The following is a 23,626-nucleotide window of genomic DNA, read 5'->3' on the forward strand; positions in this document are numbered from 1 at the left end:
GACAGAACTCCTTGATGTGGAAGTGTTCCCGAGGTCAGACCGTGACCCGGCGCATCGTGGCGAACCCGCCGGCGGCGGCGACGCCGACCAGGACCGCGAGCACTCCGGTCAGCCCGCCGACGGTCAGCGTGCCGAAGAACGTGCCGAGCTTCGACCAGCTGTCGGTCCAGCTGAGCAGCAGGACCCCGCCCAGCAGCACCAGGACCTGAGCGGCGGCGAACAGGACGACACCCACCACCGAAGCGCGCCGGTAGATCAGGCCGTACCACATGCCGTAGACGAACATCAGCGTCAGCAACACGAACGCCGTGAGCAGGGTCAGGTACCAGGGGCCGTCGAGCACCCAGGGCACCCGGAAGTAGTGGAGGCCGAGCCCCCAGCCGCGGGTCGCGTCCTCGATCACCTGCAACACGGCGATCCCCACCGCGTACAGCGCGGACAATCCGGCGACCAGCAAAACCGTGCCCAGGTAGTACGACCGCCTCGACACGCCGAGCGCGAGCCCGAACGGCAGTGACTTCGTCATGCTCAAGGCGCCGCAGACGAGCATGAACACGAACAGCGTGAACAGGCCGCCGGAGAAGTTGTCCTCGGGTTTTTCGGGGATCAGCGCGAAGATCGCGAGGTTCACCCCGAAGGCGAAGAGCGTGACGCCGACCGGGAGCACCAGGAACTGGAGCCGGTCCACCAGGTGGTAACGCGCGACTTTGACCAGGATGTTCATGCGGACGCCTCCTCTGCCGTCGTCTGTCCGTTGGAGGTGTGCACCATCAACTGCTGCAAGGACAGCGGCTCGAGTTTCAGGTGCAGGGCCTGTGCCCGTGCCTTCGCGGCCGTGTCGAGCGCGTCGGCGACGGTGACCGAAGTGCGCGAACCGATCTTGCGGCGGTGCAGCACCCGGCGGCCGGCGACGAAGGACTCCACCGCCGTGGCGGGTCCGCTGACGGTGGCGGCCGAGCCGCGCAGTTCGTCGGCGGGCGCGTCGAGGACGACGCGGCCCTTGTCGATCATCACGACGTGCTCCAGCAGATCGGCGACCTCGTCGATCAGGTGCGTGGAAAGCAGGACCGTGCGGGGATGAGCCGAATAGTCGTCGAGCAACCGGTCGTAGAACAGGTGCCTGGCGACGGCGTCGAGACCCGCGTACGGCTCGTCGAGCAGCGTGAGTTCCGCGCGTGCCGCCAGCCCGATCGTGATCGACAGCGCCGAGCGCATCCCTCGTGAGAGCTTCTTGATCGGGCGCTTCAGCGGCAGGTCGAAGTCGCGGAGCAGCGTGTCGGCCAGCTCGGCGTCCCAGTTCGGGTAGAACCACGACGCCGCCGACAGGGCGTGCCGCACCTTGAAGTCCGGGAACTGCTGGTCCTCGCGGACGAGCACCAGGCGCCGGAGCACCCGCTCGTTCTCCACCGGGTTCTCCCCGAACACGCGGACCGTGCCCGCGCTGGCGAACTCCTGTGCGGTGATGATGCGCAGGAAGGTGCTCTTTCCCGCGCCGTTGCGGCCCAGCAGGCCGGTGATCTTGCCTTCTTCGATGCCGACCGAGACGTCGCTGAGGGCGAGGTGGTCGCCGTAGCGCCGGGTCAGGCCGGTGGTCGAAATGGTCGGCGTCATGCGGCCGGTCCTCCGTTCTGGTGTCCGTTCCCGCGGATGAGCGAGATCAGGCTTTCGTCGTCGATGCCGAGGCGCCTTGCTTCGATCAGCATGGGGTCGAGGTACTGCTCGGCGAAGCGCCGACGCCGGTCGGTGAGCAGCTTCTGCCGCGCTCCGCCGGCCACGAACATGCCGATCCCGCGTCGCTTCTCGAGCAGGCCGTCGTCGGCCAGCACGTTGATCCCCTTGGCCGCCGTCGCCGGATTGATCCGGTAGAAGGCGGCGAGTTCGTTGGTTGACGGCACGCGTTCCCCCTCGGCCAGGCTTCCCTCGGCGATGTCGTCGGCGATCTGTTCGGCGATCTGCGCGAACAGTGGTGTTCCGTCGTCGAGCACGACACCTCCGTTCCCAGTCGTCATGCACCCTCCCCGGGTGCGGTGGTTCATTACTGGACTAAGTAACCCATGAACCTCGCTCGGACGCAAGTCGCCTCCGCCTTGCGCACTACTGTGCAATGCGTGGTACCTTCTGTTGCGTAAGAGCTGGGAGGGACGCGACTGTGGAGATCAGTCAGCTACTCAAGGGCGTGCTGGACCTCGCCGTTCTCGCGGTGCTTCGCGGGGAGGACGGCTACGGCTACGACGTACTCCGAAGACTCCGGGTCGCGGGGTTGCAGGAAGTGGGCGACGCCTCGGTGTACGGGACGCTCCGGCGGCTGTACAAGGCAGGCCTGCTGACGTCGTACGTGGTGCCGAGCGAAGAAGGCCCGCACCGGAAGTACTACAGCCTCAACGAGCCGGGTCGTCAGCGCCTGGACGAATCGGCGCAGACCTGGCGGAGTTTCGCCACGACGATGAACAGCCTGTTGGGAGAGGCAGCATGAGCACGCAGAATCCGACCGCCGTGCGGGTGTACTTGGCGAGGGTCAGGAGCGCGCTCGCCGACCTGCCCGAGAGCGAAGTCGAGGAAATCCTCGAAGACGTCCGGCCCCATCTCGCCGAAATGGAGGCGGAACTGGGGGACAACCCCAAGGTCGACGCCTTGATCGAGCGCCTGGGCAGCCCGGAGAGTTACGCCGCCGAGCTGCGGGCGTCCGGTGGCTATCCGCCGCGTCCGGCCGACGCGGGCGACAAGACCACCTTGCTGAAGGCGAAAACCGGGATCGGCGGAGCGCGGTTCGCGTTCTGGGGCCTGGTGTTCTCCATGGGCGGGTTCGCGTTGTTCGGCTTCGCGGCCGCGGTGTGGGTCCGGGTGGAACCGTTGCTGGGCCTGCTTTTCGTCGCACCCGTGCTCGCGATCAGCGTCGTCTACGTGGTGCGGAGGGGAGTCGGCCCGATCGCGGAACTGCCCGAGGTGGTCAAGCTCCGCGAGACCGTGACTTCGTTCCAGGCCAACCGGAACGGCAACGGAATGACCTACTTCCGCTCGCTCAAGCCTGCGTGGTGGATCCTGTGCGCGGCGGTGCTGGTCGTGTTCGGGCTGCTGCTCGTGCTTCGCGACACCGAGGCGGTGCTGTTGCTGCCGCTGATGCTGCTGGCGGCCGTCGCGGTGGTCTGGGCGGGGCCGAAGCTGAAGGGGGACAGGCGGCTGCTGTGGCTGGCCGTGCCGGTTTCGGCGTTCGTCATCGGCAGCATGGTCGGCGGGGCGGGCGCGGCGGTCGATCTGATCGCGAAACGGTCCTACGGTGGCGACTCGTACAACGGCTACCCGACGAGCTACAGCGACACCTACGGCAATTCGCAGCTGATGTACGGAAGCCAAAGCGTGGACAACATCTACGCGTTCGACGCCGAGGGCAAGCCGCTGACCGAGATCTTCCTCTACGACGAGGAAGGCCGCCCGCTCAGCACGACCCGGTATGCCTGCGAGCGGAGCTCGGGCGAGAAGCGGAAGGTCGGCGACGACAACCGCTACCCGCGGCCGCGGCTCGAGCGAGGCGTCCAGGACAACGACGGGAATCTCAACGGCTACAACGGAAACCGCTCCTATTGCCAGGAGCGGACCGACGTCCCGTTCAGCGCGGCGATCCCGAAGGGCGCGCCGGTGCCGCCTTCTTCGTCCGCTCCGCCGGCGCCGTCGTCCTCCGCGGCTCCGCCGTCGAACTCCACCCAGCCGACGCGCTAGGTGGCCCGGGTGGAGGCGGACGTCGGGGGCCGCCTCCACCCGTTTCCCGCGCGGGGGCTGAAGGGGACTTTCCCCGCGTGGGATGAGGTGAAGGGAGCTTTCGCCGCGTGGGATGCGGGGAAGGCTCCCTTCAGCTCCGCGCGTAACGAGAAGCGAACCGGGCCGAAACGTGCCCCGAATATCCCGCTGCTGCACTGATCGGGTGCTGACCGGTGTGGAAGATCTCGCCCCGCGCAAAAAGGTCGTCCACGGCTACGAACGTGCCTACCGGATGGCCGGGCGCGGTCCGGCCGTGCTGTTCGTCCACGGGATCGGCGACGATTCGTCGACCTGGCTCGACGTCCTCGCCGCGTTGTCCGGGCAATTCACCGTCATCGCCCCGGATCTCTTGGGACACGGGGAATCCGCGAAACCCCGCGCCGACTATTCGGTCGCCGCGTACGCGTGCGGAATGCGCGACCTGCTTTCCGTGCTCGGCGTCGACAAGGTCAGCGTCGTCGGGCATTCGCTCGGCGGCGGGGTCGCGATGCAATTCGCCTACCAATTCCCGGACCGGTGCGAACGGCTGGTGCTGGTCGGTTCCGGCGGAATCGGGCCCGGTGTGCATCCCTTGCTGCGGCTGGCCGCCGCGCCGGGCGCGGGATTCCTGCTCCCGGTCGTCGGTTCGGCGCCGGTCCGGCTCGGCCTCCGCGCCTTTCGCGGGCTGCTGCGCCAGGCGGGCGGGTTCGGGCTCGGCGAGGATCTGGACTACGTGCTCGGCAAGTACGTCCGGCTGGTGGAAGCGCCCACGCGACAGGCGTTCCTGCGCACCCTCCGCTCGGTCGTCGACTGGCGCGGCCAGGTGGTCAACCTGCTCGACCGGTGCTATCTCACCGCGGGCATCCCGACGATGCTCGTCTGGGGCACCGAAGACCACGTCGTGCCCAGCGCGCACGCCGCCGTCGCGCACGCGGCCATGCCGGGCAGCAGGCTGGTCGTTTTCGAAGGCGCGGGACATTTCCCGTATTTGAGCGATCCCGCACGCTTTCTCGCCGTATTGCGTGAATTCCTCACCGGAACCGACGTCGCGAGCCATGACACGGACCAATGGCGAACGCTCTTGCGCACCGGAAGCGCACGCCCGGACGACCCGGAGCCGCGCCAAGCCGCGATTCCGAGCGGAACGTGACCCAATGGAGCCCTTTCGTCCCGCCCCGTGACCGCTACGATTCTCGGATGCGCCAACTGGCCCCTGGAGTACGGCAACTCCTCGGCCGTCCGCCGCACCTGATGAACGTTTATCTGGTGGAGGACGTCCTGGTGGACTCCGGCACGCCCGGGGCGCGGCGGCGGGTCTCCCGGCAGCTCGCCGGGGAAACACTGACCGCGCACGTCGTCACCCACGCCCATCCGGATCATTTCGGGTCGAGCCACGCTCTGTGCGAGGAGTTCGGAATCCCCTTGTGGGCAGGGGAAAAGGACGTCCAGGCGATCGAGACGGCGACGCCGGCGACGGCGCCCGGCCGGATCCCGAAACTGCTTTCCCGGATGAAGATGCCCGAGCCCCACCCCGTCGCCCGTGCCCTGAAAGAGGGGGACGACGTCGCCGGGTTCACGGTGCTCGACGTCCCCGGACACTCGCCGGGGCATATCGCGCTCTGGCGGGAGAGCGACGGCGTCCTGCTGTGCGGCGACGTCTTCTTCCACATCGGGCGGCTGACCGCCCCGCCGGACTTCCTCACCTGGGACGCGGACCTGAACCGCGAGTCGATGCGGCGCCTCGCAGGGCTCCGGCCGCGGCTGGTCCTGTTCGGGCACGGGAAACCGCTGCGTGATCCCGACCGGCTCGAGCGCCTGACCGGATGAACCGCGACGAGCCGACCCTCGAACGCGGCCGCGAACTCGGGAGGATCGAAGCGGCACTCGACTCCGCCCTGGCGGGCGAGGGCCGGGTGGTGGTCATCGAAGGCCGGGCGGGGATCGGCAAGACCCGGCTGGTCCAGGAGACCCGCGCGCTGGCGAAAGACCGTGGCTTCGGACGGCTGCAGGCGGTCGGCGACGCGCTCGAAGGGGCGATGGCCTGGGGCGTCGTCCGTCAGATGGTCGAGCGTTCGGTGTCGCGCTACAGCGGGGAGATCCGCGAGAAGATCCTCGCCGGTCCGTCCGGCGACGCGCTCCGGGCGCTCGACGCCGCGGCCGCCGATCCGAGCGAGGCCGAACTGGGCAGGACACTGCACGCGCTGTGGTGGGTCGCGGTCGATCTCTCGTCGACCCGGCCGCTGCTGATCACGGTCGACGACGCGCAGTGGGCGGACCATTCGTCGCTGCAGTTCCTCGTCTACCTTTCCCGCCGGATCGCCGACCTGCCGATCGTGCTCGTGGTGGCGACCCGCCCGCCCGCGGAGAACGCCGGACCGCTGGCGCATCTGAGCGTCTCGCGGCAGGCGGAACGCGTCCTGCCGAAGCCGCTTTCGCTCGAAGCGCTCGCCGAGCTCGTGGCCGCCCGAGGGGTGGTCCCCGCCTGGGCCGTGGTCACCTCGTTGCACGCGGCCAGCGGAGGAAACCCTTTCCTGGCCAGGGTTCTCGTCGACGAACTCGACGCCCTCGGGCTGCCCCTCGACACCGACACGTCCGCGGGCCAGGTCGGGAAACTGGGCCCCAGCACCGTTTTCCGCGCGGCGCTGGGCAGGATGCCCGCCGAGGCGGTCGGGCTGGCCGGTGCCGTCGCGATCCTGGGCACCGGCGGCGATCCGTGGCAGGCCGGAGCGCTGGCGAAGCTCGACGCCGCGGGGCTCTCGGTCGCCGTCGAGGCGCTGACCTCGGCCAACGTGCTCACCGGCGACGGCGACCATCTCGTCTTCGTCCATCCCGTCGTCCGTGAGGCGGTCCTCGCCGATCTGGGCCCGATCGCTCGCGCGGGACTGCACGGCGCCGCCGCGAAGGCGTTGCGTGCGGCGAAGGCCCCGGCGGACCGTGTCGCCGCTCATCTCGCGCAGGCACCGCGAGGCACCCTTCCGGACGCGGCCGAAATCCTGCGCAAGGCCGCGGCCGCGCTGCTCGCGGCGGGTGACCCGAGGACGGCCGCCGCCCATCTGCGCCGGGCCGTCGACGAGACCCCGGACGACGCGGCGCTGCGGGCCGAACTCGGCCGCGCGCTGCTCCGCACGGGCGAGGCGGCCGAAGCGCGGCAACAACTCCTCGTGGCCGCGGACGGCGTTCCCGACGCCGAACTCGTCGCGGCCGCCGCGTCGGCCACGGCGGTCGTCGACGGACCCGAAGCCGCCGTCGCCGAACTTGTCGAGGCGATCGCCGCCCGCCCCGGGGGTCCGCGTGACCCCGGCCGGATGCATCTCGAAGCGCGGCTCGCGGTGATCCGCTCGTTCCTGCCGCACCACCGCGGCGTGGCGTCGGATCATCTGCGCGCGTACGCGAGTTTGAGCGGCGGCACCCCCGACGAGCGCACCCTGCTCGGCCTGCTCGCGCAGATGGGCCGGTACGAGGTCCGGCCCGCGGACGAGGTCGCCGCGACAGCCTGCCGGGCCCTGTCCCACGGCGCCTACTTCGAGGACGCCACCGGGAGCATCGACGTGATGGTCGGCTGGGTGGTCGCGATGCTCGCGCTGATCTCGGCCGACGGCGTCGACGAGGCCCGGCGGGAGATCGAGAGCGCGCGCCGCCGGGTGCGGGCGCACGGTTCGCCCGTCGAGTTCGCGATGGTCGCCAACGCCGCGCTGTTCCTCGACTGGCGGCTGGGCAACGTGAGTGTCATGGAGGCCGAAGCCGAGGGCGCGCTCGCCGCCATCGGCGCCGAGGAGCCGCTGCCCCAGGTGGTCGCGCTCCGGGCGACGTCGACCCATTTCCTGGCCTACGCCGCGATGGAACGCGGTGACCTCGAAGCCGCGGCCGAGGTGCTCGCGCGGTTCGACAGCGACCACGGCGACGGTCCGAGCATGATGCCGACGATGTGGCTGCACGAGCCCCGCGCGCTGATCGCGCTCGCCATCGGCAATCCCGTCCTCGCCAGGACGCAGGCGTTCCTGCAGCGCGACGAGATGCTCGCGGCGGGGGTCGACCCGCCGACCATCCCGTGGCGGGTCCCCGCGGTGCGCGCCGCGATGCTGCTCGGCGAGTCGGACCACGCCCTGGAACTGGCCGAGGAACAGGTGAGCATCGCGCGCAAGTGGGGGACCACGACGGAGATCGGCGCCGCGTTGCGGTTGCTCGCGCACGCCGACGGCGACCGGCGGCTGGACCTGCTGGCCGAATCGGTCGGGGTGCTGGAGCGGTCCCCGGCCCGGCTGCACCTCGCCCGTTCGCTGATCGACCTCGGCGAGGCGATGCGGGTCGCCCGGCGCCGCACGGACGCGCGGACCCCGCTCAACCGCGGGATCGAACTGGCCACCGAATGCGGCTCGGTCGTGCTGCGCACCCGCGCCGTCGAAGCACTGGAGGCCCTGGGGGACCGGCCGCGGCGGATGGTCTCCGCGGGCCCGTCCTCACTGACCGCCAGCGAACGCCGGGTCGCGGATCTGGCGGCGTCCGGACGCGCGAACCGTGAGATCGCGCAGGAACTCTTCGTCACCCCGAAGACGGTCGAGAACCACCTCGGGCGGATCTACACGAAGCTCGGCATCGCCGGACGGCGAGAGCTGGCGCGAGTCCTTTCGTGAGGGACCCCCAGACCGGAGCCCGAAAGAGTTGAGGGATCTCCCCTCATGCGTCTGGGGGGTCGCGAAGATCAGTCTTTACCTACCGAGCCGGACGAACCCGAAGGTAGGAGCCATGATCCGCAGCCTGATCCTCACCGCCGCAGCGACCCTCACCGCCGTCGCCACCCTCCCCGGTACCGCCGCGGCGGACAAGATCGGCACCCCCGCCCCCTGCGTCAAGGCCACCGACGTCACCGGTGCCGACTTCGACGTCAAACAGTGCGGGGTCAGCGACGTCGACCAGTTCCGCGCCGGACTGGAGAACGACGGCAACGCGTACTGCGGACCGGCTTCGCTGTATAACGTCCTGCACTACTGGGGTCATGTGAAGAACGCGCCGGTCGGCTGGGTGACCACCCGGGTCGGCCAGCTCGATCCGAAGGACCCGGCCGACTACAACGTCATCACCAACTCGATCGGGCGAATCGGCGTCGATGCCAAATACGACGGGAAGACGACGCTCGGCAACCTGCAGAAGGCGTGGACCATCGCCACGAAACCGGCGCGGGACGCGGGCTGGACGTCCTCGACCGGGAACGTGAGCACCGCGGGCACGGCCGACTTCTCCGGCGAACTGGCGAAGAAGCTCAACGAAGGCCCGCTCCAGATCGCGTACGGCCGCTACAAGGCCGGACCGTGGGGGAGCTTGCAGCGCTCCGGCGGGCACATCGTCACCGTGGTCGCGGCGAAGGGTTCGTTCAACGGCGACACCGTCCAGCTGAAACTGTCCGACCCGGGGCGCGCCGGTGACCACAAGGCGCCGGGCTACCTGGGCACGCAGTCGGAGTACCAGTTGCTGGACGTCACGCTGGAGAAGAAGACGATCTGGGAGTACCGGCCGGTCACCGACGACCCCGACACCGGCGTCGACGAGAGCCTGGAGCCGGGCACCTTCCGGTTCGTCGAGCGGTGGGAGCTCACCGGGCCGCAGTACATCGGCAGCACGCGGCAGATGATCGAGAACTTCAACTGGTTCGACATGGTCGCCCCCTGACCGAAACACGGATGCGAGCGGTGCCCCGGAGGTCGTAACCTCCGGGGCAACACGCTGACGGAGACGAGTAGCCAGGGGAGCACGCGAGACACAGAGAGCCGCCGGTAGCTGGGAAGGCGGCCTCGCGCCCTTCGGTGAAGACCCTCCCGAGTGCGGGGAGGAACGGCGTCCGCGCCCCATGCCCCGCCGTCCGGCCCCCGTCATCGGGCCTTCGAGGCCGCCGCTCGTCCAGGGCGGCGGCGAAAGTGCGGTGGTACCGCGAGTTCCCTTCTCGCCCGCACTCCCAAGGGGTCGCGCAATCCGTACAGGAGTTGTGATGATCTCGCGTGTCCTCGTCGCCGACCTGCCCCGGCACGTCGGCGGCCGTGTCCGCATCGCCGGCTGGGTGCACCGCCGGCGCCGCCTGAAATCCGTCACCTTCCTGGTGATCCGGGACCGCTCCGGACTCGCCCAGGTGGTCCTCGCCGAACCCGGCGGCCCGCCGGAGGAGACCGTGGTCGAGGTCGAAGGCCTCGTCACCGCCAATCCGCAGGCTCCCGGCGGCCTGGAACTGACCGAGCCGGCGATCGGGCTGCTGTCCGAACCGGCCGAGCCGCCCCCGTTCGACCTCTACCGGCCGTCGCCGCGGGCCACGTTGCCCACGATGCTGGACAACGCCGCCGTCGCGTTGCGGCATCCGCGGCTGAAGGAGGCGTTCACGGTCGCGGCGGCGAGCGTCGCCGGCTTCCGGTCCGCGCTCGACGGTCTCGGGTTCACCGAAACCCGGACGCCCAAGATCGTCTCGTCGGCGACCGAATCCGGCGGATGCGTCTTCGGCATCGACTACTTCGGTCAGCGGGCGTTCCTCGCGCAATCGCCGCAGTTCTACAAACAAGCACTGGTCGGGGTGTTCGAGCGGGTCTACGAGGTCGGGCCGGTCTTCCGCGCCGAACCGCACGACACCGCGCGGCATCTCGCGCAGTACACCAGCCTGGACGCCGAACTCGGTTTCATCGACGGCCACCACGACGTGATGGCCGTGCTGCGGGAGGTGGTCGCGGGGATGGCCGCCGCCGTCCCGGAGACCGGTGTCGTGGTGCCCGGGGAGATCCCGGAGATCCACTTCGCGGACGCTCAAGCGCTGATCGCGCGGCTGTCCGGTGAAGACCCACGCGGCGAGCCGGACCTCGCGCCCGCGCACGAACGGCTGCTTTCGGACTGGGCGCTGCGCCAACACGGGTCGGAATTCCTGTTCGTCACGGGATATCCGATGGCGAAGCGGCCGTTCTACACCCATCCGGACCCGGAACGGCCGGAGTACTCGAACAGTTTCGACCTGCTCTTCCGCGGGCTGGAACTGGTGACCGGTGGCCAGCGGCTGCACCGGCACGCCGACTACCTCGCCGCGCTGGCGGCGCGGGGTGAGTCCGCCGAGCCGTATCGCGACTACCTGTCCGTCTTCGCGCACGGGATGCCGCCGCACGGCGGGTTCGCGCTCGGTCTCGAACGCTGGACCGCCCGGGTGCTCGGGCTGCCCAACGTGCGTCAGGCGACGCTGTTCCCGCGGGACTTGCACCGCCTGACCCCGTAGTGGAGGTCATGAAAGGGGCTTTCAGGACGAAATCCGTCCTGAAAGCCCCTTTCATGACACATCGGGCTCAGTGGATGAACGCGCTCCTGGCGGCCAGGTCGGCCAGCAGGGCGCGGCCCTTCTCGGCGTTGCGCGGCTGGGCCAGGACGTCATAGCGCCGGGCGACCAGCTGGCTCTGCGAGATGAAACCGCGCTTGTTCTTCGAAGCCGCGTACCCCAGCGCGCCGAACAGCAGGTTGAACCCGATTCCGCCGACGAGGCCGACGAGGATCGGCACCAGTCCGGCGCCCGGGTTCAGCAGGCTCAGCACGAGGCCGAGGAACACACCGAACATCGCGCCGGACAGGGCCGAGCTGGTCAGCACCTTGCTCCAGCCCATCCGCCCGGCGATCCGCTCGACCAGGATCGGTTCGACACCGACGATGGTGACGTCCGTGATCGGGAAGTCCGTTCCCGCGAGGTGGTCGACCGCACGCTGCGCATCGGAATACGACTCGTAGGAGCCGATCGGCCACCCGCTGGGCAGCGTCGGAAGCTGAGCCCGCCCCTGGGGCTCGGTGAACGTGGTCTGCTGCGTGAATGCCTGTGTCATTCCTTCTCACCTCTCTTGATCCGTACAACGTTCCGGAGGTACGGATCTCCTCCCGTCCGGCGGGATTCACAGCATCTTCTCAGCCGGGCATCACAGACAATCCGCCCAGGGATCAACTACAGTCCGCAATGGGTAACCGATCAGACCATTGGCCGAGTTGACCGGGTCCGGCTGACCCGGTAGGAAGAAGCCGCAAAGGTACCGCTTCGAACCTTTAGGTGAGGCTGATGGCGAACAGGCGCGGCATGCTCACACTGGATCGTCTCCGGGAACTCGTCGAGGACGGCACCGTCGACACGGTGCTGGTGGCCATCACCGACATGCAGGGCAGGCTGCAGGGCAAACGCTGCGCCGCCGAATACTTCCTCAACGAGGTCGTCGAGCACGCCACCGAGGCGTGCAACTACCTGCTCGCCGTCGACGTCGACATGAACACCGTCGACGGCTACGCGATGTCTTCCTGGGAGACCGGCTACGGCGACTTCGTCATGCGACCGGACTTCGACACGCTCCGCCTTCTCCCATGGCAGGAGGGCACCGCGCTCGTCCTCGCCGACCTCGAACGGGTGCAGGGCGGCGCCGTCGCCCCGTCGCCGCGGCAGGTCCTGCGCGGGCAACTCGACCGGCTGGCCGCCCTCGGTCTCAGTGCCCACGTCGGCACCGAGCTGGAGTTCATCGTCTTCGACGACACCTTCGAGTCGGCCTGGGACAAGCGGTACCAGGACCTCCGCCCGGCCAACCAGTACAACGTCGACTACTCGATGCTCGGCACCTCGCGGATCGAACCGCTGCTGCGCCGGATCCGCAACGACATGGGCGGCGCGGGGCTGTACGTCGAATCGGCCAAGGGCGAGTGCAACCCCGGCCAGCACGAGATCGCGTTCCGCTACGCCGAGGCGCTGGCCACCTGCGACAACCACAGCATCTACAAGACCGGGTCCAAGGAGATCGCCGCGCAGGAGGGCAAGAGCCTCACGTTCATGGCGAAGTACAACGAACGCGAGGGCAACTCCTGCCACATCCACATCAGCCTGCGCTCCACCGCGGGCGAGGCCGTCCTGGCGGGCGACGGGCCGAGCGGGTTCTCGCCGCTGATGGAGCACTTCCTCGCGGGGCAGCTCGCCGGATTGCGTGAGCTGACCTATTTTTTCGCGCCGAACATCAACTCCTACAAGCGTTTCGTCCCCGGCAGCTTCGCGCCGACCGCGGTCGCGTGGGGCACCGACAACCGCACGTGCGCACTCCGCGTCGTCGGGCACGGGGAGTCGCTCCGCACCGAGAACCGGGTGCCCGGCGGCGACGTGAACCCGTACCTCGCGGTGTCCGCGCTGATCGCGGCCGGGTTGCACGGCATCGAGAACGAACTCGAGCTGGAGCCCGAATTCCAGGGCAACGCCTACGGCTCCGACAAGCCGACCGTGCCGACGACGTTGCGGGAGGCCGCCGCGCTGCTCGACCAGAGCGAGCTCGCCAGGACCGCGTTCGGGGACGAGGTCGTCGACCACTACCTGAACGCGGCAAAGGTCGAACTCACCGCGTACGACGCCGCTGTCACCGACTGGGAGAGGATCCGTGGCTTCGAACGTCTCTGAACCCTTGATCGGGCTCACCTGCTACCTGGAGCCCGCGAAGTTCCTGGTGTGGGAGACCGAAGCGGCTTTGCTGCACCGTGTGTACGTGGACGGCATCGTCGCGGCGGGCGGGATCCCGGTCCTCCTGCCGCCGGTGAGCGAGGCGCACGAGAGACTGGTGTCCGCCGTGGACGGTCTCGTGCTGGTCGGCGGCGCCGACATCGAACCGGCGCGCTACGGCCAGGATCAGCACGCGACGACGTACACGAGGCCGAACCGGGACGCGTTCGAGTTCGGGCTGCTGAGGTCCGCTTTGGACAGTGGAAAACCGGTGCTGGGCGTGTGCCGCGGGTTGCAGGTGCTCAGCGTCGCGCTGGGCGGGACACTCGCCCAGCACCTTCCGGACACTTTGGACACCAAGGATCACCAGCCCGCGCCCGCGACCTTCGGCACCACTACCGTGACCCTTGCCGAGGGCAGCCGGGCCGCGTCGATCCTCGGCACCGAGACCAAGGTGCCGTGTTATCACCACCAGGCCGTCGACAAGCTCGGCGACGGGCTGGTCCCGGTCGGCTGGGCCGCCGACGGGACCACCGAGGCGGCGGAACTGCCCGGCGACGGTTTCGTACTCGGTGTCCAATGGCATCCAGAACAGAATCTCGACGACATAAGGCTTTTCGAGGCACTCGTGACAGCTGCGAAGGAGCGCTCATGACGGGTTACGACGCCGCCTCCGAGGGAGGGAACACGTCGGCGGTGTTCGAGGTGATCAACCCCGCCACCGAAGAGGTGGTGAGGTCGGTCGAATCGACCTCGGCCGAAGAGACCGACGCGGCGATCGCCCGCGCGCAGGCGGCGTTCCCCGCCTGGCGCGCGGTGGCGCCCGGAGACCGGGCGCGGCTGCTGCGCCGGTTCGCCGACGCCGTCGACGCCGACATCGAGAACCTCGCCCAGCTGGAAGTCGCCAACGCGGGCCACACCATCGGCAACGCGCGCTGGGAGGCGGGCAACGTCCGCGACGTGCTGACGTACTACTCGGCGTCGCCCGAACGGTTGATCGGCAAACAGATCCCGGTGCCCGGCGGGGTGAACATGACGTTCCACGAGCCGCTCGGCGTGGTCGGGGTGATCGTGCCGTGGAACTTCCCGATGCCCATCGCGGGCTGGGGTTTCGCGCCCGCGCTCGCCGCCGGGAACACCGTCGTGCTCAAGCCGGCCGAACTCACCCCGCTGACCGCGATCCGCCTCGGTGAGCTGGCCAGGGAGGCCGGGATCCCCGCGGACGTCTTCCAGGTGCTTCCCGGCAAGGGATCCGTGGTGGGCCAGCGGTTCGTGGACCATCCGGCGGTGCGCAAGATCGTCTTCACCGGTTCGACCGAGGTCGGCAAGCAGATCATGGCGGGCTGCGCCGCGCGGGTGAAGCGGGTGACGCTGGAACTCGGCGGCAAGAACGCGAACATCGTCTTCGCCGACTCGGATCTGGAGAAGGCCGCGGCCACCGCGCCGTACGGGGTGTTCGACAACGCCGGGCAGGACTGCTGCGCGCGGTCGCTGATCCTGGTGCAGGCGAGCGTGTACGACCGGTTCATGGAGCTGCTGGAACCCGCGGTGAAGGGTGTCGTCGTCGGCGATCCCCGCCTGGAGGTGACCGAGATGGGCCCGCTGATCTCGGCGGGGCACCACGCGAAGGTGTCGTCCTATGTGGACGACGCCGCGCCGGTGGCGTTCCGGGGAAGCGCGCCGCTGGGGCCGGGCAACTGGTTCCCGCCGACCGTCGTCACCCCGCCGGACCTGCGGCATCCGCTGGCCTCGGACGAGATCTTCGGCCCGGTCGTCGCGGTGGTCCCGTTCGCCGGGGAGGCGGACGCGGTGACCATGGCCAACGACACGGAGTACGGCCTGTCCGGCTCGATCTGGACCCGCGACGTCGGCCGCGCCTTCCGCGTCGCGCGCGGCGTCGAAGCCGGGAACCTTTCGGTGAACTCGCATTCGTCCGTCCGGTACTGGACGCCGTTCGGCGGGTTCAAGCAGTCCGGGCTCGGCCGCGAGCTCGGCCCGGACGCTGTCGATGCCTTCACCGAGACCAAAAACGTTTTCGTCAGCACGGAGGAATGATGGTTCAGCGTTTCGAAGGCCGCGTCGCGGTCATCACCGGCGGCAGCAGCGGCATCGGCCTCGCCACCGCGCGGCGGCTGGCGAGCGAGGGCGCGAAGGTCGTCATCGGCGACATCTCCGCCGAGGCGGGCAAGGCCGCGGCGGACGAGGTCGGCGGCCTGTTCGTGCAGGCCGACGTCACCGACGCCGAACAGGTCGAGGCCCTGTTCCAGACCACTGTGGACACCTTCGGCTCGGTCGACGTCGCGTTCAACAACGCCGGTATCTCCCCGCCCGAGGACGACTCGATCCTCACCACGGGCATCGACGCGTGGGAGAAGGTGCAGAAGGTCAACCTGACCTCGGTGTACCTGTGCTGCAAGGCGGTGCTGCCCCACATGCGGCGGCAGGGGAAGGGCTCGATCATCAACACGGCGTCGTTCGTCGCGGTGATGGGCGCGGCGACGTCGCAGATCTCCTACACCGCGTCCAAGGGCGGGGTGCTGGCGATGAGCCGGGAACTGGGCGTGCAGTTCGCGCGGGAGAACATCCGGGTCAACGCGCTGTGCCCGGGTCCGGTGAACACGCCGCTGCTGAAGGAACTGTTCGCGAAGGACCCCGAGCGGGCCGCGCGGCGGCTGGTGCACGTGCCGGTCGGGCGGTTCGCGGAGCCGGAGGAGATCGCGGGCGCGGTCGCCTTCCTGGCGAGCGATGACGCCTCGTTCATCACGGCGTCGCAGTTCCTGGTGGACGGGGGCATCTCGGGGGCCTACGTCACCCCGCTGTGAGGCCGCCCCGTCGCCCCGTCGCCCTTTAGTCGGCTACTTGCGGTCCGCCCGGCCCTGGTCCCGGGAGCTGAAGGACGCTTTCCCCGCATCGCACGCGGTGAAGGGCGCTTTGCCCACGTGCCATGCGGTGAAGGGCCCCTTCACTCCACCCGCTCTCACTCGTCCCGGTGGTTGGGATGGCGACCTTCTGGCCTGCGCGGTAGTTCTGGGATCGCGGAACCGCACGGTTCCGCGATCCGAGAAGCGCGGAGGCCCCCAGGATGACCCGGCAGATGAGCACCGCCATGCGCGACTGCATCGACCTGTGCAACGAGTGTCACGTCCGGTGCGAGGAGATGATGACGCGCTGCATGGAGATCGGCGGCGCCAAGCTCGGGATGATGATGGTGACCTGCGCGGACATGTCGCGGATGAGTGCGGACATGATGATGCGCTGCTCGGCCATGATCGCCGACCTCGAGATGATGCGCATGTGCGCGAAGATGTGCGGCCTCGCCTCCCAGATGATGCGCATGTGCGCCGAGGAGTGCGCCAAGACCGGCGACGCCGAACTCGCCGAGGCCGCGGACATGATGACGCGCTGCGCCGAGCTCTGCGGCACCATCACCGCCGAGATGATGATGGAGAACGCCTAGCCAGGCCCGACGGCCCGGGCACGTCGGGTGTCCGGGCGAACGGGAGAAGTGACGTGCCCGGCCAGAAGTAGACGCGCGCCGAACACGCCAGGTACGGTGTGCGCACAACTGCAGATCGGGCCGTTGAGCTGGAGCGGGAGAGCCCTCACGAACGTGGTGGGGCACCGAAGGAGCAAACTCCCCGGAATCTCTCAGGTACCCACTACCGCTTCCGCGAGGCCACTCTGGAAAGCAGGCGCGCAAGTGCGCCTCACCCAAGGTGAAAGCCGTCCTCTTCACGGACGGTGAAACTCTCAGGTGCCATGACAGAGGGGGAGTTCCCAGCGCACCGGTCTATCCGGCGCCTGATTGAAGGAGCTCCCTTGACCAGTACGTCCTTCGACGACCGGCACATCGGCCCCTCGGAGTCCGAGCAGGCCAAGATGCTCGCCGAGGTCGGCTACGGCAGCCTCGATGCCCTGGTACAGGCCGCGGTGCCGTCCGCGATCCGGGTCACCCGTGACCTCGAGCTTCCCCCCGCCGCGTCCGAAGAGGACGCCGTCGCCGAACTTCGCGCGCTCGCCGCGCTCAACAAGCCGATGACGCAGATGATCGGCCTCGGCTTCCACGACACGGTCACCCCGGCGGTCATCCGCCGCAACGTGCTGGAGAACCCGGCCTGGTACACGGCGTACACGCCCTACCAGCCGGAGATCTCGCAGGGCCGTCTCGAAGCCCTCCTCAACTTCCAGACCATGGTCTCCGAGCTGGCCGGTCTCGCCACCGCGAACGCCTCCCTGCTCGACGAGTCCACCGCCGTCGCCGAGGCCGTCATGCTGATGCGCCGCGCGTCGAAGGCGAAGTCGAACAAGGTCGTCCTCGACGCCGAGTGCCTGCCGCAGACCATCGCCGTCGTCCGCACCCGCGCCGAGGCCATGGGCGTCGAGGTCGAGGTCCGCGACCTGCTCACCGGCCTGCCGGAGGAGTTCTTCGGCGTCGTCGTCCAGTACCCGGGTGCCTCCGGCGTGCTGCGCGGCGCGGGCTTCTACTCCGCCATCTCCGAGACCGCGAAGGCCGCCGGCGCGCTGTACACCGTCGCCGCCGATCTGCTCGCCCTCACGCTGGTCACCGCGCCGGGTGAGTTCGGCGCCGACATCGCCGCCGGATCCACCCAGCGTTTCGGTGTCCCGCTCGGCTACGGCGGCCCGCACGCCGGGTTCATGGCCGTCCGCACCGGGCTCGAGCGCTCGCTGCCGGGCCGCCTGGTCGGAGTCTCGGTCGACGCCGACGGCAACCCCGCGTACCGCCTCGCGCTGCAGACCCGTGAGCAGCACATCCGCCGCGAGAAGGCCACCTCCAACATCTGTACCGCGCAGGTCCTGCCCGCCGTGCTCGCCGCGATGTACGCGGTCTACCACGGCCCCGACGGCCTCAAGCGCATCGCGACCCGCGTCCACGAGCTCGCCGCAGGGCTGGCCGGAGCACTGCGCGCCGGTGGTGTCGAGGTCGTCCACGAGGGCTTCTTCGACACCGTCCTCGCCCGCATGCCCGGCCAGGCCGAAGCCGTCGTCGCCGTCGCGCGCGAGAACGGGATCAACCTCGGCCCGGTCGACGCCGACCACGTCCGCATCGCCGTCGACGAGGTCACCACGCCCGCGATCATCGCCAAGGTGCTCAACGCCTTCGGTGTCGACACCGCCGCAGACGACGCCCGCGCGCTGCCCACCGGACTCGGCCGCGAGAGCGAGTACCTCACCCACGAGGTCTTCCACTCGCACCGCTCCGAGACCGCGATGCTGCGCTACCTGCGCAGCCTGTCCGACCTGGACTACGCGCTCGACCGCGGCATGATCCCGCTCGGCTCCTGCACGATGAAGCTCAACGCCACCACCGAGATGGAGCCGATCAGCTGGCGCGAGTTCGCGGGCATCCACCCGTTCGCCCCCGCCGACCAGGCCGAGGGCTATCACGTTCTCGTCGAGCAGCTGTCGACCTGGCTCGCCGAGGTCACCGGCTACGACAAGGTGTCGCTGCAGCCGAACGCGGGCAGCCAGGGCGAGCTCGCCGGTCTGCTCGCGATCCGCGCGTACCACCACGCGAACGGCCAGGCCGAGCGCGAGGTCTGCCTGATCCCGTCGTCCGCGCACGGCACGAACGCCGCTTCCGCCGTCATGGCAGGCATGCGCGTCGTCGTGGTCAAGTGCACCGACGAGGGCAACGTCGACCTCGAAGACCTGCGTGCCAAGGTCGAGGCCAACCGCGACACGCTGTCCGCGATCATGGTCACGTACCCGTCCACGCACGGCGTGTACGAGAACGGCATCGACGAGCTGGCCAAGATCGTCCACGACGCGGGCGGCCAGGTCTACGTCGACGGCGCGAACCTCAACGCCCTGCTGGGCCTGGCGAAGCCGGGCGAGTTCGGCGGCGACGTCTCGCACCTGAACCTGCACAAGACCTTCTGCATCCCGCACGGTGGCGGCGGCCCCGGCGTCGGCCCGGTCGCGGTGCGCGCGCACCTCGCGCCGTACCTGCCGAACCACCCGCTGCTGGAGAAGGCCGGTCCCTCGACCGGCGTCGGCCCGATCAGCGCTGCCCCGTACGGTTCGGCCTCGATCCTGCCGATCTCGTGGGCGTACGTCCGCATGATGGGCGCGGGCGGGCTCACCGCCGCGACGCAGGTCGCCGTCCTCGCCGCGAACTACGTGGCCAAGCGACTCAACCAGCACTACCCGGTGCTCTACACCGGCCAGGACGACCTGGTCGCCCACGAGTGCATCCTCGACCTGCGCGGCCTCACCAAGGAGACCGGCGTCAGCGTCGACGACGTCGCGAAGCGCCTGATCGACTACGGCTTCCACGCCCCGACCATGTCGTTCCCGGTCGCGGGCACGCTGATGGTCGAGCCGACCGAATCCGAGGACCTCGGCGAGATCGATCGCTTCATCGAGGCGATGATCGCCATCCGCGGTGAGATCGACGCCGTCGCCCAGGGCCGGTGGGCCGCGGACAACAGCCCGCTGCGCAACGCCCCGCACACCGCCGAGACCCTGGTCGGCGACTGGGACCTGCCCTACGACCGCGAACTGGCGGTGTACCCCGCCGGAGTGAACCGCAAGGCCAAGTACTGGCCCCCGGTGCGCCGCATCGACGGTGCGCGCGGGGACCGTAACCTCGTCTGCTCCTGCCCGCCGCTCAACGCCTACGAGAACTGAGGCACTTGATGTCGAAAGAGACGTCCCTGCACGGAGTCCACAAAGGACTGGGTGCGCTGTTCACCGACTTCGCGGGCTGGTCGATGCCGATCCGCTACAGCAGCGAGCTGGCGGAGCACAAGGCGGTCCGCGAGACCGCGGGCCTGTTCGACCTGTCCCACATGGCCGAGATCGAGGTGACCGGCCCGCAGGCCGCCGACGTCCTCGACTTCGCGCTGGTCGGCAACCTGTCCGGCGTCAAGCCGGGCCGGGCGCGCTACACGATGATCTGCGACGAGACCGGCGGCGTGCTCGACGACCTGGTCGTCTACCGCCTCGAAGACGAGAAGTTCCTGGTCGTGGCCAACGCGGGCAACGCCGCCGTGGTCGCGGAGGCGCTGGCCGCCCGGGTCTCCGGCTTCGACGCCGTCGTCGACAACAAGTCCGAAGACGTCGCGCTGATCGCCGTCCAGGGCCCGAAGGCCGTCGAGATCCTCGGCGCGGTCACCGACGCCGACCTCGGCGCGCTCAAGTACTACGCGAGCGTCCCGGCCGTCGTGAAGGGTCACGACGTCCTGCTCGCCCGCACCGGGTACACCGGCGAAGACGGCTTCGAGCTGTACGTCCCGGCCGGTGAGGCTCCCGCCGTCTGGCGCATCCTCACCGAGGCGGGCGAGCCGCACGGTCTGCTCCCGGCCGGTCTCGCCTGCCGCGACACGCTGCGTCTCGAAGCCGGAATGCCGTTGTACGGCAACGAACTCAGCCTCCAGCTGAGCCCGTTCGAGGCCGGCCTCGGCCGCGTCGTCAAGTTCGAGAAGCCGGGCGACTTCGTCGGCAAGGCCGCGCTGGAGGAGCTGTCCAAGAAGGACGTTCCCCGGGTTCGCGTCGGTCTCAAGGGTTCCGGCCGCCGCGCGCCGCGTCACGGCTACTCCGTCCTGGCGGGCGAGACCGAGATCGGCGAGGTCACCAGCGGCGCCCTGTCGCCGACCCTGGGCTACCCGATCGCCATGGCCTACGTGGACCGGGAGCACTCCGAGCCCGGCACCGAGCTTTCCGTCGACATCCGGGGCCGTATCGAGCCCGTCGAGGTCGTCGCCCTGCCCTTCTACTCCCGCGCCTGAAAGGCCCTTGAACGACCATGAGCATCCCCCAGGACCTGAAGTACACGAAGGAACACGAGTGGCTGAACGTCGTCGACGGCGTCGCCACCGTGGGCATCACCGCCTTCGCCGCCGAGTCGCTCGGTGACATCGTGTTCGTCCAGCTTCCCTCGGTCGGCGACACCGTCACCGCGGGCGAGGTGTTCGGCGAGGTCGAGTCGACCAAGTCGGTCAGCGAGCTGTACGCGCCCGTGGACGGCGAGGTCGTCGAGGTGAACGAGGCCACAACGGAGACCCCCGAGCTGATCAACTCGGACCCGTACGCCGAAGGATGGCTCCTGAAGGTGCGTCTGTCCGGCGACGTGCCCGCCCTGCTCGACGCCCAGGCCTACGCCGTGCTCACCCAGGAGAGCTGATCCATGACCAACGCTTCCGTGTTCAACGCGAGCCTGTCCGAGGTGGACCCCGAGGTCGCCGTGGCCGTCGCCGCCGAACTCGACCGGCAGCAGTCGACCCTGGAAATGATCGCGTCGGAGAACTTCGCCCCGGTGGGCGTGCTCGAGGCGCAGGGTTCGGTGCTGACCAACAAGTACGCCGAGGGCTACCCCGGCCGCCGCTACTACGGCGGTTGTGAGCACGTCGACGTCATCGAGCAGCTGGCGATCGACCGCGCGAAGGCGCTCTTCGGCGCCGAGCACGCCAACGTCCAGCCGCACTCGGGCGCGCAGGCCAACGCCGCCGCCATGGTCGCCGTGCTCAACCCCGGCGACACCATCCTCGGTCTCGACCTCGCCCACGGCGGTCACCTGACCCACGGGATGAAGATCAACTTTTCCGGCAAGCTCTACAACGTCGTCGCCTACCACGTCGACAAAGAGACCGGGATCGTCGACGTCGAGGAGATCGAGCGTCTCGCCAAGGAGCACAAGCCGAAGCTGATCATCGCCGGCTGGTCGGCGTACCCGCGTCAGCTCGACTTCGCCGAGTTCCGCCGCATCGCCGACGAGGTCGGCGCGAAGGTCATGGTCGACATGGCGCACTTCGCCGGTCTCGTCGCGGCCGGGCTGCACCCGAGCCCGGTGCCCTACGCCGACATCGTCACCACGACCACGCACAAGACCCTCGGCGGTCCGCGCGGCGGCATCATCCTGTGCCGCCAGGATCTCGCCAAGAAGATCAACTCCGCGGTGTTCCCCGGCCAGCAGGGCGGTCCGCTGGAGCACGTCATCGCCGCCAAGGCCGTCGCGCTGAAGGTCGCCGCGAGCGAGGAGTTCCGGGAGCGTCAGCAGCGCGTCCTCGAAGGCGCGAAGATCCTGGCCGACCGCCTTTCGCGCACGGACTGTGCCGAAGCGGGCGTCCGCGTGCTGACCGGCGGCACCGACGTGCACCTGGTGCTCGTCGATCTCGTCAACTCCACTTTGGACGGTCAGCAGGCCGAAGACCGGCTGCACTCGGTCGGTATCACGGTCAACCGCAACGCCGTCCCGTTCGACCCGCGCCCGCCGATGATCACCTCGGGCCTGCGGATCGGCACGCCCGCACTGGCGACCCGCGGCTTCGGCGCCGAGGACTTCGCCGAGGTCGGCGACATCATCGCCGAGGCGCTGCGCCCGGACTTCGACGAGGCCCTGCGCCAGTCGCTGTCCGCCCGGGTCGAACTGCTGGCGAAGAAGCACCCGCTGTACGCGGACCTCAACCGATGAGCGCTGTACCCGAAGGTCGCAAGCTCCTCCGGCTCGAAGTCCGCAACGCGCAGACGCCGATCGAGAAGAAGCCGCCGTGGATCAAGACCCGCGCGCGGATGGGCCCCGAGTTCACCGAGCTCAAGGGCCTGGTCAAGCGTGAAGGCCTCCACACCGTGTGCGAGGAGGCCGGTTGTCCCAACATCTACGAATGCTGGGAAGACCGTGAGGCCACCTTCCTGATCGGTGGCGACCAGTGCACGCGGCGTTGTGACTTCTGCCAGATCGACACAGGGAAGCCCGAGGCGCTGGACACGACCGAGCCGCGCAAGGTGGCGGAGTCGGTGCAGGCCATGGGGTTGCGCTACTCGACGGTGACCGGTGTGGCGCGGGACGATCTGGAGGACGGCGGCGCGTGGCTGTACGCCGAGACCGTGCGCCAGATCCATGCGCTGAACCCCGGCACCGGCGTCGAGCTGCTGATCCCGGACTTCAACGCGGATCCGGATCAGCTGGCCGAGGTGTTCGGTTCGCGGCCGGAGGTGCTGGCGCACAACGTCGAGACGGTGCCGCGGATCTTCAAGCGGATCCGCCCCGGCTTCCGGTACGCGCGGTCGCTGGAGGTCATCACGCGGGCCCGTGAGGCCGGTCTGGTGACGAAGTCGAACCTGATCCTGGGCATGGGCGAGACTCCGGAGGAGGTGGCTCCGGCGATGAAGGACCTGGTCGACGCGGGCTGCGAAATCCTGACGATCACCCAGTACCTGCGTCCTTCGCCGCGGCATCATCCGGTGGACCGCTGGGTCAAGCCCGAAGAGTTCGTCGAGCATTCGAAGGCAGCCGAAGCGATGGGCTTCGCCGGCGTGATGGCCGGGCCGCTCGTACGCTCGTCTTATCGGGCCGGACGTCTTTTCGCGCAGACGAAGGCCCACCGCGGCGAAGCGCTGTCGGAGAACTTGGCCCACCTCGCCGCCGAAGGGCCCGCGGCCCAAGAAGCCAGCTCACTGCTGGCCAGATAGGAAGGA

At 69.3% G+C, this 23,626-nt stretch carries 21 protein-coding genes and 1 riboswitch; of the genes, 17 read left to right on the forward strand and 4 right to left on the reverse strand.

The features are described 5' to 3' along the window. Nucleotides 1-34: 34 nt before the first annotated feature. From ACLJRM_RS22550 to ACLJRM_RS22560, 3 genes are read right to left on the reverse strand one after another with little or no spacing between them, the layout of a single operon-like run. A complete protein-coding gene (locus tag ACLJRM_RS22550) occupies nucleotides 35-724 on the reverse strand; it encodes an ABC transporter permease (protein WP_410602757.1) in 690 nt (229 codons plus the stop codon). Beyond that, nucleotides 721-1,611: an ABC transporter ATP-binding protein gene (locus ACLJRM_RS22555; protein WP_410664202.1), complete on the reverse strand. Its 891-nt coding sequence runs from the start codon at nucleotides 1,609-1,611 to the stop codon at nucleotides 721-723. The genes ACLJRM_RS22550 and ACLJRM_RS22555 overlap by 4 nt, the downstream gene beginning before the upstream one ends. Beyond that, on the reverse strand, nucleotides 1,608-2,009 hold the full coding sequence (locus ACLJRM_RS22560; RefSeq protein ID WP_199192913.1) for a GntR family transcriptional regulator: 402 nt from the start codon (nucleotides 2,007-2,009) through the stop codon (nucleotides 1,608-1,610). The genes ACLJRM_RS22555 and ACLJRM_RS22560 overlap by 4 nt, the downstream gene beginning before the upstream one ends. Before the next feature lie 140 nt (nucleotides 2,010-2,149). Between ACLJRM_RS22560 and ACLJRM_RS22565 the strand changes: the two genes are divergently transcribed. From ACLJRM_RS22565 to aspS, 7 genes are all read left to right on the forward strand, one after another. Beyond that, nucleotides 2,150-2,473 carry a PadR family transcriptional regulator gene (locus ACLJRM_RS22565; RefSeq protein ID WP_101609787.1) on the forward strand — a complete coding sequence of 108 codons (324 nt, stop codon included), beginning with the start codon at nucleotides 2,150-2,152 and terminating at the stop codon, nucleotides 2,471-2,473. Further along, a complete protein-coding gene (locus ACLJRM_RS22570; protein ID WP_410664203.1) occupies nucleotides 2,470-3,714 on the forward strand; it encodes a DUF1700 domain-containing protein in 1,245 nt (414 codons plus the stop codon). The genes ACLJRM_RS22565 and ACLJRM_RS22570 overlap by 4 nt, the downstream gene beginning before the upstream one ends. A 271-nt stretch (nucleotides 3,715-3,985) precedes the next feature. Beyond that, nucleotides 3,986-4,882, forward strand: coding sequence for an alpha/beta fold hydrolase (locus tag ACLJRM_RS22575; protein ID WP_410664327.1), 897 nt, complete (start codon nucleotides 3,986-3,988; stop codon nucleotides 4,880-4,882). Between the two features lie 47 nt (nucleotides 4,883-4,929). Further along, the gene (locus ACLJRM_RS22580) at nucleotides 4,930-5,559 is read left to right on the forward strand and encodes an MBL fold metallo-hydrolase (RefSeq protein ID WP_101609784.1); all 630 of its coding nucleotides are present in this window, start codon (nucleotides 4,930-4,932) and stop codon (nucleotides 5,557-5,559) included. Then, complete coding sequence (locus ACLJRM_RS22585; RefSeq protein ID WP_410664204.1) at nucleotides 5,556-8,363, forward strand: helix-turn-helix transcriptional regulator; 2,808 nt, start codon at nucleotides 5,556-5,558, stop codon at nucleotides 8,361-8,363. Before ACLJRM_RS22580 ends, ACLJRM_RS22585 begins: the two co-directional genes overlap by 4 nt. 112 nt (nucleotides 8,364-8,475) lie before the next feature. Next, nucleotides 8,476-9,396, forward strand: a complete 921-nt coding sequence (locus ACLJRM_RS22590; RefSeq protein ID WP_158255738.1) for a hypothetical protein — start codon at nucleotides 8,476-8,478, stop codon at nucleotides 9,394-9,396. A gap of 316 nt (nucleotides 9,397-9,712) precedes the next feature. Beyond that, nucleotides 9,713-10,966: an aspartate--tRNA(Asn) ligase gene (gene aspS, locus ACLJRM_RS22595; protein WP_410664205.1), complete on the forward strand. Its 1,254-nt coding sequence runs from the start codon at nucleotides 9,713-9,715 to the stop codon at nucleotides 10,964-10,966. A 67-nt stretch (nucleotides 10,967-11,033) separates the two neighbouring features. Here the strand turns inward: aspS and ACLJRM_RS22600 are convergent, their stop codons facing one another. Further along, nucleotides 11,034-11,558 (reverse strand): general stress protein, encoded by a 525-nt coding sequence (locus ACLJRM_RS22600; protein WP_101609779.1) that lies wholly within the window; start codon nucleotides 11,556-11,558, stop codon nucleotides 11,034-11,036. A 227-nt stretch (nucleotides 11,559-11,785) separates the two neighbouring features. Here ACLJRM_RS22600 and ACLJRM_RS22605 point away from each other — a divergent pair, with 227 nt between their 5' ends. The 10 genes from ACLJRM_RS22605 to lipA all read left to right on the forward strand — a co-directional run bounded on the left by ACLJRM_RS22605 (nucleotide 11,786) and on the right by lipA (nucleotide 23,620). Further along, nucleotides 11,786-13,150 (forward strand): glutamine synthetase family protein, encoded by a 1,365-nt coding sequence (locus tag ACLJRM_RS22605; RefSeq protein WP_410664206.1) that lies wholly within the window; start codon nucleotides 11,786-11,788, stop codon nucleotides 13,148-13,150. Then, a complete protein-coding gene (locus tag ACLJRM_RS22610; protein WP_410664207.1) occupies nucleotides 13,131-13,844 on the forward strand; it encodes a gamma-glutamyl-gamma-aminobutyrate hydrolase family protein in 714 nt (237 codons plus the stop codon). The genes ACLJRM_RS22605 and ACLJRM_RS22610 overlap by 20 nt, the downstream gene beginning before the upstream one ends. After that, nucleotides 13,841-15,244, forward strand: coding sequence for an aldehyde dehydrogenase family protein (locus tag ACLJRM_RS22615; protein ID WP_101609777.1), 1,404 nt, complete (start codon nucleotides 13,841-13,843; stop codon nucleotides 15,242-15,244). Before ACLJRM_RS22610 ends, ACLJRM_RS22615 begins: the two co-directional genes overlap by 4 nt. Next, complete coding sequence (locus ACLJRM_RS22620) at nucleotides 15,244-16,011, forward strand: 3-oxoacyl-ACP reductase (RefSeq protein ID WP_410602738.1); 768 nt, start codon at nucleotides 15,244-15,246, stop codon at nucleotides 16,009-16,011. The genes ACLJRM_RS22615 and ACLJRM_RS22620 overlap by 1 nt, the downstream gene beginning before the upstream one ends. A gap of 260 nt (nucleotides 16,012-16,271) precedes the next feature. Continuing rightward, nucleotides 16,272-16,646 carry a hypothetical protein gene (locus ACLJRM_RS22625; RefSeq protein ID WP_410602736.1) on the forward strand — a complete coding sequence of 125 codons (375 nt, stop codon included), beginning with the start codon at nucleotides 16,272-16,274 and terminating at the stop codon, nucleotides 16,644-16,646. Between the two features lie 214 nt (nucleotides 16,647-16,860). Beyond that, nucleotides 16,861-16,965: riboswitch (glycine riboswitch) on the forward strand. A 43-nt stretch (nucleotides 16,966-17,008) separates the two neighbouring features. Beyond that, the gene (gcvP, locus tag ACLJRM_RS22630; protein ID WP_410664208.1) at nucleotides 17,009-19,840 is read left to right on the forward strand and encodes an aminomethyl-transferring glycine dehydrogenase; all 2,832 of its coding nucleotides are present in this window, start codon (nucleotides 17,009-17,011) and stop codon (nucleotides 19,838-19,840) included. Nucleotides 19,841-19,848: 8 nt separating this feature from the next. Further along, nucleotides 19,849-20,940 carry a glycine cleavage system aminomethyltransferase GcvT gene (gene gcvT / locus ACLJRM_RS22635; protein WP_101609773.1) on the forward strand — a complete coding sequence of 364 codons (1,092 nt, stop codon included), beginning with the start codon at nucleotides 19,849-19,851 and terminating at the stop codon, nucleotides 20,938-20,940. Nucleotides 20,941-20,957: 17 nt separating this feature from the next. After that, complete coding sequence (gcvH, locus tag ACLJRM_RS22640; RefSeq protein ID WP_410664209.1) at nucleotides 20,958-21,335, forward strand: glycine cleavage system protein GcvH; 378 nt, start codon at nucleotides 20,958-20,960, stop codon at nucleotides 21,333-21,335. A gap of 3 nt (nucleotides 21,336-21,338) precedes the next feature. Next, entirely contained in the window at nucleotides 21,339-22,622 is a 1,284-nt protein-coding gene (glyA, locus tag ACLJRM_RS22645) for a serine hydroxymethyltransferase (RefSeq protein ID WP_101609771.1), read from the forward strand. Then, nucleotides 22,619-23,620, forward strand: a complete 1,002-nt coding sequence (gene lipA / locus ACLJRM_RS22650; protein WP_101609770.1) for a lipoyl synthase — start codon at nucleotides 22,619-22,621, stop codon at nucleotides 23,618-23,620. The genes glyA and lipA overlap by 4 nt, the downstream gene beginning before the upstream one ends. Nucleotides 23,621-23,626: the final 6 nt, after the last annotated feature.

This window comes from Amycolatopsis sp. lyj-84 (assembly GCF_046549075.1).
GTDB lineage: Bacteria > Actinomycetota > Actinomycetes > Mycobacteriales > Pseudonocardiaceae > Amycolatopsis.

Bases quoted from the DNA above. Each gene is read 5' to 3' on its own strand.
- ACLJRM_RS22550 (WP_410602757.1), bottom strand. From the start codon at position 724: ATGAACATCCTGGTCAAAGTCGCGCGTTACCACCTGGTGGACCGGCTC.
- ACLJRM_RS22555 (WP_410664202.1), bottom strand. From the start codon at position 1,611: ATGACGCCGACCATTTCGACCACCGGCCTGACCCGGCGCTACGGCGAC.
- ACLJRM_RS22560 (WP_199192913.1), bottom strand. From the start codon at position 2,009: ATGACGACTGGGAACGGAGGTGTCGTGCTCGACGACGGAACACCACTG.
- ACLJRM_RS22570 (WP_410664203.1), top strand. From the start codon at position 2,470: ATGAGCACGCAGAATCCGACCGCCGTGCGGGTGTACTTGGCGAGGGTC.
- ACLJRM_RS22575 (WP_410664327.1), top strand. From the start codon at position 3,986: ATGGCCGGGCGCGGTCCGGCCGTGCTGTTCGTCCACGGGATCGGCGAC.
- ACLJRM_RS22580 (WP_101609784.1), top strand. From the start codon at position 4,930: ATGCGCCAACTGGCCCCTGGAGTACGGCAACTCCTCGGCCGTCCGCCG.
- ACLJRM_RS22585 (WP_410664204.1), top strand. From the start codon at position 5,556: ATGAACCGCGACGAGCCGACCCTCGAACGCGGCCGCGAACTCGGGAGG.
- ACLJRM_RS22590 (WP_158255738.1), top strand. From the start codon at position 8,476: ATGATCCGCAGCCTGATCCTCACCGCCGCAGCGACCCTCACCGCCGTC.
- aspS (WP_410664205.1), top strand. From the start codon at position 9,713: ATGATCTCGCGTGTCCTCGTCGCCGACCTGCCCCGGCACGTCGGCGGC.
- ACLJRM_RS22600 (WP_101609779.1), bottom strand. From the start codon at position 11,558: ATGACACAGGCATTCACGCAGCAGACCACGTTCACCGAGCCCCAGGGG.
- ACLJRM_RS22605 (WP_410664206.1), top strand. From the start codon at position 11,786: ATGGCGAACAGGCGCGGCATGCTCACACTGGATCGTCTCCGGGAACTC.
- ACLJRM_RS22615 (WP_101609777.1), top strand. From the start codon at position 13,841: ATGACGGGTTACGACGCCGCCTCCGAGGGAGGGAACACGTCGGCGGTG.
- ACLJRM_RS22620 (WP_410602738.1), top strand. From the start codon at position 15,244: ATGGTTCAGCGTTTCGAAGGCCGCGTCGCGGTCATCACCGGCGGCAGC.
- ACLJRM_RS22625 (WP_410602736.1), top strand. From the start codon at position 16,272: ATGACCCGGCAGATGAGCACCGCCATGCGCGACTGCATCGACCTGTGC.
- gcvT (WP_101609773.1), top strand. From the start codon at position 19,849: ATGTCGAAAGAGACGTCCCTGCACGGAGTCCACAAAGGACTGGGTGCG.
- gcvH (WP_410664209.1), top strand. From the start codon at position 20,958: ATGAGCATCCCCCAGGACCTGAAGTACACGAAGGAACACGAGTGGCTG.
- glyA (WP_101609771.1), top strand. From the start codon at position 21,339: ATGACCAACGCTTCCGTGTTCAACGCGAGCCTGTCCGAGGTGGACCCC.
- lipA (WP_101609770.1), top strand. From the start codon at position 22,619: ATGAGCGCTGTACCCGAAGGTCGCAAGCTCCTCCGGCTCGAAGTCCGC.